Origin of the sequence: Labilibaculum sp. K2S, assembly GCF_030372765.1 — a bacterium.
Classification (GTDB): domain Bacteria; phylum Bacteroidota; class Bacteroidia; order Bacteroidales; family Marinifilaceae; genus Labilibaculum.
The window spans coordinates 57,676-71,369 of the sequence record NZ_JAUCMW010000001.1; the positions used below are offsets into that span (position 1 = coordinate 57,676).

The 13,694-nt window shown below is 35.5% G+C and carries 9 protein-coding genes; all 9 read left to right on the forward strand.

The features are described 5' to 3' along the window. Positions 1-113 precede the first annotated feature (113 nt). Complete coding sequence (locus QUH73_RS00265; protein WP_289528436.1) at positions 114-4,877, forward strand: gliding motility-associated C-terminal domain-containing protein; 4,764 nt, start codon at positions 114-116, stop codon at positions 4,875-4,877. 1 nt (position 4,878) lies between these two features. Further along, on the forward strand, positions 4,879-5,898 hold the full coding sequence (locus QUH73_RS00270; RefSeq protein ID WP_289528437.1) for a PorP/SprF family type IX secretion system membrane protein: 1,020 nt from the start codon (positions 4,879-4,881) through the stop codon (positions 5,896-5,898). A gap of 165 nt (positions 5,899-6,063) precedes the next feature. After that, entirely contained in the window at positions 6,064-6,576 is a 513-nt protein-coding gene (locus tag QUH73_RS00275) for a CsgE family curli-type amyloid fiber assembly protein (protein WP_289528438.1), read from the forward strand. Positions 6,577-6,593: 17 nt separating this feature from the next. Then, on the forward strand, positions 6,594-7,016 hold the full coding sequence (locus QUH73_RS00280; protein ID WP_289528439.1) for a curli production assembly/transport component CsgF: 423 nt from the start codon (positions 6,594-6,596) through the stop codon (positions 7,014-7,016). A 28-nt stretch (positions 7,017-7,044) separates the two neighbouring features. Continuing rightward, the gene (locus QUH73_RS00285; RefSeq protein WP_289528441.1) at positions 7,045-8,484 is read left to right on the forward strand and encodes a CsgG/HfaB family protein; all 1,440 of its coding nucleotides are present in this window, start codon (positions 7,045-7,047) and stop codon (positions 8,482-8,484) included. 395 nt (positions 8,485-8,879) lie between these two features. Next, positions 8,880-10,511: a hypothetical protein gene (locus tag QUH73_RS00290; protein WP_289528443.1), complete on the forward strand. Its 1,632-nt coding sequence runs from the start codon at positions 8,880-8,882 to the stop codon at positions 10,509-10,511. A gap of 349 nt (positions 10,512-10,860) precedes the next feature. After that, positions 10,861-12,504: a hypothetical protein gene (locus tag QUH73_RS00295; protein ID WP_289528444.1), complete on the forward strand. Its 1,644-nt coding sequence runs from the start codon at positions 10,861-10,863 to the stop codon at positions 12,502-12,504. A 76-nt stretch (positions 12,505-12,580) separates the two neighbouring features. Then, positions 12,581-13,114 carry a hypothetical protein gene (locus QUH73_RS00300; RefSeq protein WP_289528445.1) on the forward strand — a complete coding sequence of 178 codons (534 nt, stop codon included), beginning with the start codon at positions 12,581-12,583 and terminating at the stop codon, positions 13,112-13,114. 176 nt (positions 13,115-13,290) lie between these two features. Beyond that, positions 13,291-13,671 (forward strand): hypothetical protein, encoded by a 381-nt coding sequence (locus tag QUH73_RS00305; RefSeq protein ID WP_289528446.1) that lies wholly within the window; start codon positions 13,291-13,293, stop codon positions 13,669-13,671. The last annotated feature ends 23 nt before the right edge of the window (positions 13,672-13,694 follow it).

Consider the following 13,694-nt stretch of genomic DNA (forward strand, 5'->3'; position numbering starts at 1 on the left):
ATCTGATTAATTGATTGGATATATTTCGTAAATTGCATGTAAGTGTAAGAAAATCAATACTTAAGTAATCTTAAACAACTTGTTTTTTTTCCTTTTTTTAATATCTGTCAAGTATGAAATCTGTATTTCAAATAGTACTTTTTTATCTCTTTTTGTCTTCAAATTTAGCATTTAGTCAGGGACAGGCTGGGATATGGTATTTTGGTGAAAATGCAGGTTTGGATTTTAATGTAACCCCTTCCGTTGCGTTAACTAATGGCAGTCTAAATACAGAGGAAGGTTGTTCAACTGTTTGTACAGTGCAAGGAGACCTGTTATTTTATACGGATGGAGTTACTGTGTATAATAAAACCCATGCAGTAATGACTAATGGAACAGGTTTGGATGGCAATTCTTCAGCAACCCAATCTTCAATAATTGTACAGCAACCAGGAAGTGCGATACTCTACTATATATTTACTGTTGATGCTCATCAAAATGCTCTTCGAAATGGTTTAAATTACTCGATTGTTGATTTATCGCAAAATGGTGGACTTGGGGCTGTAACCGTTAAAAATACGGTATTGTATGGAAGTGAAGTTTGCGAAAAAGTAACCGCGGTGAAACATGCTAATGGTACTGATTTTTGGGTTCTTATGCATCCATGGGACAGTCGGGATTTTTATGCTTATCAATTTACAGCTACAGGTATTTCAACTCCTGTAATTAGTACAGTTGGAGTACGACATAATAGTGATCGGAAATCTGCTATTGGCTATATGAAAACTTCCTCGGACGGATCGAAATTGGCTGTTGCTATTTATACTCAGGATCGGGCTGAGTTGTTCGATTTTAATACTGCTTCAGGAGTTGTTTCAAATCCAATTCAACTGAATAATTACAGCACTCCTTATGGTATTGAATTTTCTCCTTCGGGTGAATTTTTATATTTAAGTTCATTTTTAGGTGGTAATTTGTATCAGTTTAATATTTCATCTAATGATCAGGCCACAATAAATGGGTCTGCTCAAATCATCGGAAACGGATCGTGGCTGTACGGTGCATTGCAGTTGGCTCCGGATAATAGAATTTACATGGCCAAAACGAATACTGACGGCACAACCGGAAGTCTTAATTTGGATGTTATTAATAATCCGGATGTAGTTGGAGCTGGAGCAAATTTTGTTGCTGATTCGAAAAATTTATCAGGAAGAAGATGTCGGTTAGGTTTGCCAAATTTTGTGACTAGCATTTTCACTCTTGAGTTTGCCTATCAGTTTGACTGTATGGGAGACAATACTGAGTTTACAATCAGTTCCGATCTGGCAAATATTTCAAGTGCAACCTGGAATTTTGGAGATGGAACTGTATTAACTTCTAATACCAGTCCTTTCACAGTAAATCATATTTACGGAACAGCAAACACCTACAATGTTAATTTAGAAGTTAACCTGATTTCAGGAGGAACAGATAATGTGACTCAAGCTGTATCAATACGCTCTTTGCCAACAGTTAATGATCAATCGCAATCTGTTTGGGAGGATGTTCAAGGTACGGGAATTGCAACAGGTGTAGATTTGACTATTTTGGAAGGTGCTGTAAGTAGTTTGGCTGGAGCAACTTTCATCTGGTATTCTGATGCTACCCTAACATCGGTTGTGCCTGATGCCACCAATGTAACTGTTAGCAACGGACAACAATTCTGGGTTGAGGTGAATGATGGTTTTTGCAGCAATGTTGCTGTGGTAACTTATACGGTAAACTCCTTACCGAAAGCTTTGGATCAAAATATTACTCTTTGTGAGGATAATTATAATACGGGTATTGTTTCCAATATCGACTTAACATTGCTCGAAGCAGCAATCACAAATAATAATGGTTTCACTGTAACATGGTTTCATGACCTTGCTTTAACACAGCCGGTAATAAATTCTAACAATAGGATTGTTACCAATGGTGAAGTGTTTTATGCTCAGGTATCAACAGGTACCGAGACAAGTATTGCCACTGTTACTTACACTATCGATACACTTCCTGAGGGGAATGATGTCTCATCTCAAATTTGGGAAGATAGTTTTGGTTCGGGAACAGCTTCTGGCATTGATTTAACATCCTATAATATACAGGTTGCCGGAGCAAATAATATCGTATGGTATTTTGATGCAAGTTTAACAAATCCAATCGTAAATCCAACTAATCTTATTGTGAATGATCAGGATGTTTTTTACGCTTATATTGATAATGGATCCTGTTTGAATAGCGGAAGTATCCGGTTCACAGTGCGATCATCGCCAATTGCAAATGATTTGGCTATAGATGTGTGCGAGGATCTGTTGGGAAGTGGAACAGCATCTAATATTGATTTGTTGTTGCTTAATGGTGCCATTAATGGGGGAACAACCAGTAGTGTAAGTTGGTTTACCGATGCTGCATTGTTAACTCCTGTGGTAAACCCTTCAAATGTAAGTGTAACCAATGGGCAGGTGTTTTATGTTCTTGTTCAAAGTGCCGGCGAGTCGAATACGGCCACAGTTACCTATACAGTTCTTTCCTCACCAATTGCGAATAACCAAAGTGCTGTTGAATTTGAAGATGTGCCCGGATCTATGATTTCTCTTGGTGTAGATTTAAGTTTTTACAATAATATGATACTTGGAGGGCAATCAAACTCAATTGATTGGTATTTAGATGCCGGTCTTACAAATTTGGTTCCTGATCCAACAAACCAAGATGTTGCGGATGGTGATGTTTTTTATGTCCTTGTATCAAACGGAGTTTGTTCGAATGATGCAACTGTTTATTTTTCAGTGGTAAACACACCGATTGCCAGAAATGTTTTTCCTGTTGTTTGTGAAGATGTTTCTGGAACAGGCAATACCTTGGTTGATTTAAGTTTGCTTGAAAATCAGATTAATGAGGGGAATGGAGATGCTTTTGCATGGTACAGTGATTGGCCAACAGAACCCAATGGATTACCGACGAACGCAATTCTAGATCCTGCAAATGTAATTGCTGCAAATGGAGATCGTTTTTTTGCATTAGTAAGTGATGCATTTAATACGAATGTTGCTGCAGTTACTTATACAGTTAATTCTCTACCCGTTGCTGTCAATCAAACTGTTGAGGTTTGGGAAGATACTTTTGGAACAGGTCTGGCCACAGGGATAAATTTATTGGCTTATAATTCAATTATTTCAAGCAATTCAATATTGTGGTATGAAGATGCTTTGCAAACAATTCCCGTGCTAACTCCCAATAATGTAAGTGTTATGGCAGGAGACAATTATTATGCCTTGGTGGATGATAGTAGTTGTCAAAACTCTGCAGTTTTAACATTTACCGTTCGAAATTTGCCCGAAGCAAATGATTTGCAGGTAGAATTATGTGAAGATATAACGGGAAGTGGTTCATTGACATCCTACGATCTTTCTAAATTAGAGTCGGCAGTAAACAATGATCCGGGAACGGTTAAAGAATGGTTTTTTGATATAGCCTTGAGTTTGCCGGTTCCAAATCCTATGAACACAGCCATTTCTAACGGAGATAGTTTTTTTGTTCGTGTAAGTTTTGGCGTGGAGAGTAATGTAGGAAGAATTGACTTTACAATTAATGCATTGCCCGATGCTCAAAACTATCAAGTCTCCTTATGTGAAGATGTTTTCAATTCCGGGCAGGTGAGGGGTGAAAATTTGAATAATTATGGATCTAATCTTACTTCATCAGTAACAAGTACAATTATTTGGTATTCTGAAGCAACTTATTCTAATCCTGTTTTAAATACTCAAAATGTTCTGGTTTCAGATGGAGATGTATATTACGCCAGAGTTTGGAATGGTGTCTGCGAGAATTTTGCAGAACTATCATTTGATATTTTATCTTTACCGCAAACCACAACTGTAAACGAGGTGGTTTGTGAAGATAGTTTCGGGTCTTCCTCATTGTCTGGAATAAACCTTACCGATTATAATTTGCAGGTGAGTAACGATCCTGTTGCAAATGTGCAATGGTTCGAAGATGACCAATTGAATATTCCTGTCTCGAATCCTCCGGGTGTAACAGTCTTTAATCAAAGTTCATATTATGCCCTTGCCACTAATGTGAGTTCTTGTGAAAATACCGGACGATTAAATTTCTTAGTCGACCCATTGCCGGAAGCAAATGATATAAGTATAGAATTGTGTGAGGGTGTTCAGGGAACAGGAGAGGCTGTTGATTACGATCTGACTGCGCTTAATAATCAGGTAACATCCGGTGCATCTGTTACAGTGAGTTGGTATGAAGATGTTGATTTACTCATTCCTGTTTTAAATCCGCTTAAAACTACAATTCGTTCCGGTGAAAGTTATTTCGCTAAAATAGAAAATGGATGTGCTAATGCCTCGGTGATTGATTTTACCGTTCATGACAAGCCATTTTTTGATTTAGGGATGGATACGACAATATTTTACACCGAATCAAAAATATTATCTCCCTCAATAGATATTCGGTTCCTGCCTGGCAACTACCTCTGGCAGGACGGTGTTGCAACTTCAACCTATACAGTTACTGAAGAAGGAAAATATTTTCTGGAATATACGGATATGAACGGTTGTATTGGGATGGATTCTATTATGGTTTATGTCGATAGGTATCGGATATTTGTTCCAAATGCTTTTACCCCTGACGGAAATGGTGTTAATGATACTTTTGGACCATCAATCACAGGTGATGTTGCAGGTGAAGATATAGAGATGTTTATATACAACCGTTGGGGTGAACTAATCTACACATTTACTGATTTGGGTCAGGGCTGGGATGGTACCTATAAAGGAAAGAAAGCAAATGTGGGAGTATATGTTTGGATCCTGATTGTTAATGGGAAAGCTCGTCAGGATGGTAATGTTTCTTTAATTCGATAAAATGGTAAAATGGAGATTTATTTATATCATCTGTTGTTTACTTTGGACTTCACTGGTCAAGGCTCAGGACGTTGAGTTCTCTCAATTTTACGCAAATAGACTTTATCTTAATCCTGCGTTTGCCGGATCAGAGTATGTTCCAATTTTAGGATTGTCATATCGGAATCAATGGCCGCAGAATAATCGTCCTTTTGTCACATATAGTGCTTCCTATGATCAATTTGTTGATTTAATGAAAGGCGGACTTGGGATATTGATTCTTCAGGATAATCAGGGACAAGGAGCAATTAAAACAACAACAGCTTCAGGAATGTATTCATACTCATTGGATATAAATCGAAATTTATCAATGAATGTTGGATTCAAGGCTGGGTATATTCAGCGGAAATTGGATTGGGATTCATTTGTTTTTTCTGATATGATAGATCCGTTATACGGAGTAATTTATCCTTCCAGAGAAGTTCAGCCAAACAGTTTGAGTAAATCGTATTGGGATTTTTCGATGGGGATCATCGTAAATTATAAGAGTCTTTATTTTGGAGGTGTAATTGATCATCTCTCAGAACCCAACGAGGCATTTAATTCAGAACAGAATACAGCAGTTTTACCGCGCAAATATACTGTACATGCAGGGGCAAATATTCCCATGGGTTATTCCCGTGGATTAGTGAAGAGTAATTTTACTATTTCCCCAAATATATTGTATCAACGACAATTGGATTTCGAACAAATAAATTATGGAATGTATTTATCCAGAAATAGCTGGGTTGTTGGTGCTTGGTTTCGTCATAATCTTTCCTTCGATTTTGATGCATTCATTATTTTGATTGGTTACCAAACTGATAAACTTAGAATTGGCTATTCCTATGATTATGTGGTGTCTAATTTGGTGAAAACAAATTCAGGAGCTCACGAGATATCGCTTAGCTATTTATTGGGAAAGGCAAAATCTTCTTGTTCGGGGACTCATTTTTTAAGAAAGAAAAGAAGGATACGTGCAATTCGATGTCCGAAATTTTAAAATTAATAGGTTGAATATTAGAGCGTTGAAGTTTAATTATTATTAACTGGTTAACAAAAGTTAAGATTCCTTAAGAGAAGTCTATTGAATTTGGTATTGCTATGATATTAAATTTAGAAATGATATATTTATGTTGTGATAATCATTGATTTTATTGAAATTCAAATGAGATATTTTTATAGGGTTTTACTATTAATCTTTTTTTTTATGTTTTTTGTTTCACTCCCGGAAATGAAGGGACAGGAAACAGAAGATGTGAGTGACTCAATAAAAACATTAAAGATTCTTCAACAAACACTTGATGATATTGTTGAAAAGAATACGGCTTACGAAAATGTAGGTTCCGAGATGGAAGTTGATGGTTTGGTTATGGATGAAACAATGACCAAAGTAGGACGTGATTTCTATGATATGTTTTTTTCCGTCTGGGTTGCGCCTCAAAAAGCAAAAAATTTCACCATTACTATTAAAGAAATGGTTTTACCGGGCTTAGCAACTCAGATTATTGTTTTGGTAAATGATAATGAAGTATTTAAACAAAGAGTGCAGCCACGCTATGAAGTGTTGGAACAAATGTCCCAATACGCAAACCAAATGGCGGTGCAATATTTAAATAATTATGAAAAAATGAATGCCCAGCTTGAAGATGAAGATCAACAGGGAACGGGAATGTTTTGAACTTTAAACTGTGAACCATGAATATTATAAAAATTGTATTTGTCTTGTCTTTTCTGAGTTTGTTATTGCCAACCGAATCTATGGCTCAGGATTTTGTGTATAAACCAATAAATTCATCTTTTGGGGGTGATCAGTACAATTACAATTGGTTATTGAATTCTGCGACTCAGCAAAATAGAATTGAAGATCCAAATGCGGATAGTGCATTAAATAAAGATCCGTTGAATGATTTTCAAGATAACCTGAACCGACAAATTTTGAATCAACTATCAAGTAAATTGGTTAACTCTATTTTTGGAGATAATAATCAGCTTGAAACCGGTTCGTATAATCTAGGGAATTACAAGGTTGATATTTCCGAAGATGCCAGTGGTGTTACTGTGAATGTCAGTGATATTACAAACGGAAATTTTACGAATATTGTTATTCCCAGTTATTAATAAATAGTTACTCGCTAATTCCCTATATATGTTTAAATGTATACGCTACTACTATAGTATTTTAATTTTACTACCTCTCATTAATGGATGTGTTCCATATTTTAATCAGCCTTTAAGTGAGCAAAGAGCAGAAATTGGAGCGGAAACACCGGCAAGGAAAAGTTTGGTTAACTTACCCGAGCCAAAAGAAAAGATTGTTGCTGCAGTATATAAATTTCGTGATCAGACCGGACAATATAAGCCTTCTGATAATGGAGCCAATTGGTCGACCGCTGTTACTCAGGGAACCACATCAATACTTTTAAAAGCAATTGAAGAATCGGGTTGGTTTATTCCTATTGAAAGAGAAGGCTTATCTAATCTACTGAATGAGCGAAAAATTATACGGTCAAGTCGTGCAAATTATGCCGGTCAAAATGAAAGTTCTCAATTATTGCCGCCACTTTTGTTTGCTGGTTTGGTACTGGAAGGTGGCGTTATTAGTTACGATGCTAATGTTTTGACTGGCGGTGCTGGATTAAAGTATTTTGGTGCTGGTGCATCTGGTCAGTATCGGCAAGACAGGGTAACTGTTTATCTTCGTGCTATTTCAACAAGTAATGGTCGAATTCTAAAGACTGTGTACACTTCAAAAATGATTCTTTCTCAAAAATTGGACGCTAGTATCTTTCGGTATGTGAAGTTTAAACGTCTGCTTGAAGCTGAGGTTGGTTTCACCTATAATGAACCATCTGAAATGGCTGTGAAAGAAGCTATAGAGAAAGCCGTTGAGTCATTGATTATCGAAGGTGTTATCGAAGGACTTTGGGATTTGAAGAATCCAGAAGATGTTAATTCAGATGTAATAACAAAATATGTTGAAGGAAAAGAGGATAATCAGGGAGCTGATTTCTTTGATCAGTTAATTACTCCACGCCGTCGTAAATTTGGTTTAGGTTTTAATGGTGGATCATGGTTGTATATGGGAGATTATAAGCATACGGAGATGGAAGCCATGGCTGGAGTGTCTTTATTGTACGATACTCAAAAAGCATTGCAGTTTGGACTTAATTTTAGCCGGGGAGATCTTGCAACCACAAATTATTTTCAAAGAACTTATAATTCTCTGGATATAACGGCTAAATATCGTTTATTGCCTTATAAAGATTGGACTCCTTATATTGAAGGTGGCTTAGGTGTTTTTTCAGAACATGAAAAATCTATCTATACTGTAGATCTTTCAAATTCTATATATACTCAGGCATTATATGGAGTTGGTGTAGAATTTTTATTTAATGATCATATTGGTTTGAATTTCTCTGTGTTGAATCATTACATATTTAATGATAATATAGATGGATTAAAACAAGGAAATTTTAATGATTATTTTTGGGAAGGGAAAATCGGCTTAAACTTCTATTTTGATAAGATTTGGGATAGAAATAAGAAGAAGAAAAATAGAAAAGAAAAAATACAGAAAAAGCAGTGAGTCAGTTTATTTCTGCTGAATAAAATAGTAACAAGTTATTAACAGGGCCGGATATTTATCCGGCCTTTTTTTAATTTGTGGAGTTCGTGACTTGTTGAATGTAAAATATTGTAATATAGATACTTGTGTGTTTTTGTTTAATTTTAATTAACTATTTATGTTGAATTTAAAACTTTAGTTTGTCTTCATCAATTTCTTCATCATATTCATCATATTAATTTGATGTTTGATGTAATCTAATAATATATATTCAATAGATCTCTTTACATTTAAATAGAATTTAAAACGATAAAACATAAATTATCAAGTAAAAATCAACCAACAACCAAATTAGTAAAACTTTTAAATCAGGGAGACCTGATCTATTCACTTTAAACCTTAAAAATTTATAAACCATGAAAAAGATTTTATTCATCTTTTTAGTAGTACTATGTACTGGGGTAGTTTCATTTGCCCAAGTTAACCACTCCGACGTGAACCAAGTTGGGAATGACAATTTATCCACAGTAGAGCAAGTAGGGGTTCTAAATATTAATGACATTTACCAAAATGGGGAAGCTAATATTGCTGAAGTTAAGCAGTATGGGTTTCTAAATATGTCATTTTTAGATCAGTATGGTGAAGGAAATGAGTATTATGCTACTCAGACCATGACTAATTTCTCAAAAGCTTTACAAGTTGGGAATTACAACCTTGCAGAGGTTAATCAATTGGGATTTAATGCATCTTATGTTTCTCAACTTTGGGGAAGTTACAATAAGGCAGATGTAGATCAATTCGGATTTTTCAACATGTCTGTTATCAGTCAATTTTTAAGTTATCATGAAACTGCTGATGTATTCCAGTTTGGATTTTTAAATTCGGCTAATGTATTGCAAACAGGTGGTCAATATGATAAGGCAACCATAAGTCAATGGGGTGTTTTGAACAATGCGAATATTTATCAAACATTTACAACTAAAAATTCAGCACTTGTGGTTCAACGGGGATTTGCTAACAATGGTCTTGTTAATCAATTCATGGGACGTAACAATAATGCTGAAATTTCTCAGGTTGGATCTAAGAATGACGCATATGTTGATCAGTTTTTTGGAGCAGGAAATAGTTCAGTTGTTATGCAAAAAGGTAAAAATAACCTTGCCTGGACAAAACAAGTAGGTGGGATTTTAAATAAAATTGATGTGAATCAGGAAGGCAAGTCCAATGAAGCATATGCTTTTCAGAATGGAGGATCTTTTAATAAATCTATCGTTAAGCAACTTGGAAAAAATAATGTTGCAGTAACTGAGCAGGATGGTGGTGCTTTTAACTCTGCAGCCATTAATCAAGTAGGACGTAAAAATGCAGCAACTGTTACACAACTTGACGGAGCATTTAATAAAGGTGTAATTTCTCAGCAAGGAGGAAGGAATAGTGCAGAAATTCTTCAAGATGGAGGTTTATTTAATACCGCTGTAGTTACACAAAGTGGCAGGAAGAATGAAGCTTCTGTATACCAATTGAATGGTTGGTCTAATACCGCGTATGTAGAGCAGTATGGAAAAGGAAATGATGCAGTAATATCTCAGATTAACGGTTCATTTAATAATGCATATATTGGACAAGATGGTAAATTTAATGAGGCTGAAATTCTGCAGGTAGAAAATTCTGGTAGTTATGCAAGTGTTGCACAAGTGGGTAACGAAAACTATGCATATATTGAACAGTTTGCAACAGGTAATACTTTTGCACGTATCATTCAGGTTGGTAATGGTAACGCAGCAGGAATTGGTCAATATGAAGTGGATAATAGTTATGCTTTAATTCAGCAATATGGTGATGACAACGAAGCTGTTTCTATTCAGGCGTATGGAGAAAATAATGTAGCATTAACAACTCAGGTTGGTTTTGAAAATGTATCTTACACAGAACAAGTGGGAAGTAACAACTCCGTAAGTGTTTACCAAAATGGTAATGGTCACTCTTCATTTATTTCTCAATATGGAAATGGAAATTCAGCCACTGTTAGTCAGTATAATGGTTTCTAATTAGTAGTCAGAATATTTGATTGATTTATAGTATTTAAGACCGTCAAAATTGGATTTTTATTCGATTTTGACGGTTTTTTAATTTCCTGTATTTAAGACTCCTTAAACTTTTGTTTAAGTTTTCTTATTCTTTTTTAGAATGAATAAAGATTAGCATAAAAGAGACTTGGTTTAATCACTGAATCAGTGACGTTTGTGTAAAAACACGAGTGATTGGAAAGGCTTTTGCTTAATTTAGATAAAAAGATCGAAGGATGCTATAAGTGCATTATTAGATCAGTCAGAGCTCTTAAACCTTTAAAATTGATTTTTAAAATTAATTCACTTTAAACCTTTAAAAAATTCAACCATGAAAAAATTTTTATTTTTATTTGTAGCTGTTGTTTTTGCAGTATCTTCTGCATTTGCACAGGTAAACAATTCGAATGTCAACCAGACAGGTTGGCTGAACACTGCTGGCGTAACTCAGGTTGGCTGGTTTAATGGCAGTGATGTAAATCAACTAGGACTATGGAATGGTGCAACTGTTGATCAAACAGGGCTTGCTAATTACTCAAGCATCGATCAGTTTCTTGTTGGAAACAGTGCTGATGTAACTCAGGATGGTACTTTTAATGTTTCTTACGTTGATCAGGTAGGTTTTTTTAATTCTGCTGTTGTAGATCAAATGGGACTTGGTAACATGTCAGAAATTATGCAAATGGGAATGTTGAATTCTGCAGCTGTTAGCCAGTCTGGTCTTTTCAATATGTCTAATGTTTTGCAGTCTGGATTTTTGAACTCTGCAGTTGCAACGCAAATGGGATTAGGAAACTATTCTTCAATAGAGCAAGGTAGCTTTGGTAATTCTGCAGACGTATTACAGTGGGGTGCATTTAATAATAGTAGTGTCTATCAAATGGGTGCTCTAAGTTCCGCTGTGGTAGCTCAATTTGGAATGTTGAATTCTGCTTCTATTTCTCAAATGTACACTTACATGTCAACAGCAGAAATTCTTCAGGTAGGAAGAGCTAACCAGGCAAGTACTTTACAAGTAGGCGGACATCACAACCATGCATATATTAACCAGTGGGGTTTCCGTAACTTGGCAACTACAACTCAGTTCGGAGGAAGTTTTAATAATGCTTCAATCACTCAGTTAAGAGCATTTAATAGAGCTGCTACTACACAATTAGGTGGTTATTCTAATAATGTTGCTATTCATCAGAATGGTTATTTCAATCAAGCTTCAACTTTCCAAGGAGGAGGAGTTGATAATGAGGCTTCTATAAATCAAAACGGCTGGGCCAATGGCGCAAGAACTGTTCAAATTGGTGGAGATCATAATGACGCTAAAACAACTCAAATTGGTTCTCGTAACTGGGCATTTGTTGAGCAGATTGGTGAGTCTAAAGGTAAAGTAAATGTATTGCAGGATGGTTACAGAAACTTTGCTGATGTAACTCAAAAATTCGGTAGTAAAGACAAAGCTACAGTGAAGCAATTTGGTGATCATCAAACAGCTTATGTTTCTCAATTGTGGGGTACTAAGAATACAGCAAAAGTTGTTCAGAAAGATCATGGTAACACTGCGATCGTTGATCAAATTGGCGGAACAATGAATAGTGCTGATGTATTTCAAAAAGGTGAGCATAACTTCGCATTTGTTGGACAATTTGGCGGATCTGGTTCTGACGCTGCTGTTGAGCAAAGAGGTGATAATAACCGTGGATGGGTTTTTCAGGTTGATCAGGAAGAAAGTTTAGCGGATATCCTTCAGGAAGGTGATCGTAACGTTGCAGTAATAGGTCAGATTGATGGAGCTAGAAATAGTGCAACAATTATTCAAACTGGTGATGATAATACAGGTTTAACCTATCAGTTTGGTGACGATAATACTTCATTCCTTGAGCAGGTTGGTAACAGTCATTTTGGTTTAGTTATTCAGGATGGTAATGATAACTTCGCAGTAACTCAGCAAGGAAATGCAGGAACTATCTTTGTAACTCCATAATTACAAAATATTTAATTAAAAAAAAATCCCGCCGAAGCGGGATTTTTTTCCTCTAATAATTTTCACAAACCTTTTTATGTCTGTAATTATTCGAAAATATTTATGGTTTGCTCTGTTCGTATTTAGCTTCGGTAATCTAGTAGGACAAAATTATAATGTTGAGGATCAGATTCTAAACCAATTAAATTATGGTGCTGTTGATGCCATAAATGCTGAAACCAAAGTTTTGGCAATCCAATCAGGAAATGAAAACGGATTGATGGTTCATCAATTTAGTCAGAAACAGTTGGCCATTATTCAGCAAGTAGGAATGGAGAATTTGATTAAGGCAATACAAAAAGGGGATTCTAATCTCTTGGAAATATTACAATCAGGTGATAGAAACCTTGTTGAATCCTTACTTCAAGGGAAAAACATTTCCATTAGCGTTCATCAATATGGTGATAACAATTCATTGCAACAAGAAGTTATTGGGAATAATAAGAGCTTTGAAATTACTCAGGCTGGTAATGACAACCAAGTAGAGATTGATTCAGGATTGGCAAATAACGGAATGATCGTAAATCAGGTTGGAACTGGTATGAATGTAATAATAAAAAGTGGTTTGTGAATACAGAGCAGGTTTAATTTGATGGGATGTCCTTCTACGGGCATCCCTTTTTTTTAAGATAATTTAGGGAATAGGTACTTTTTTTTGAAGTTATTATAGTAATTTAACGGACTCTGTATTGGTTCGTTGCTAAATATTAAATAAATTTAGATTTACAATATCAAAGCTAATTAGGAATGCATGCAAGACTCATTGTTTCGATTGTTATGTGCCTTGTTTTAAATATTGTAGGGGTTATGGGACAATTGCCTGTTAAAGCTTGGATTGTAATGGAAAGTGAGGTTCATAGCTACTTGTTAAAGGCAAATGTTCAAAATGTTGGGCATAATTCTTTAACATTAAGATATATTTTTGAGGTGACAAAAAAAGAGCGTGCAGGAGACACCAAAACCATCCAGAAAGGAATCTTTACCGTTTTAGATAAGAGCATTTCGTCTCTTTCTGAATCAAGAATAAGTCTTAGCAAAGGTGATAAGTTAATGGCTAAATTGTTAATTTATCAGGATAATCTGATTGTTGCTCAAGATTCGGTTGTTTTACAAGGAGATAATTATTAATTTAAAAAAATAAAATTGACAAT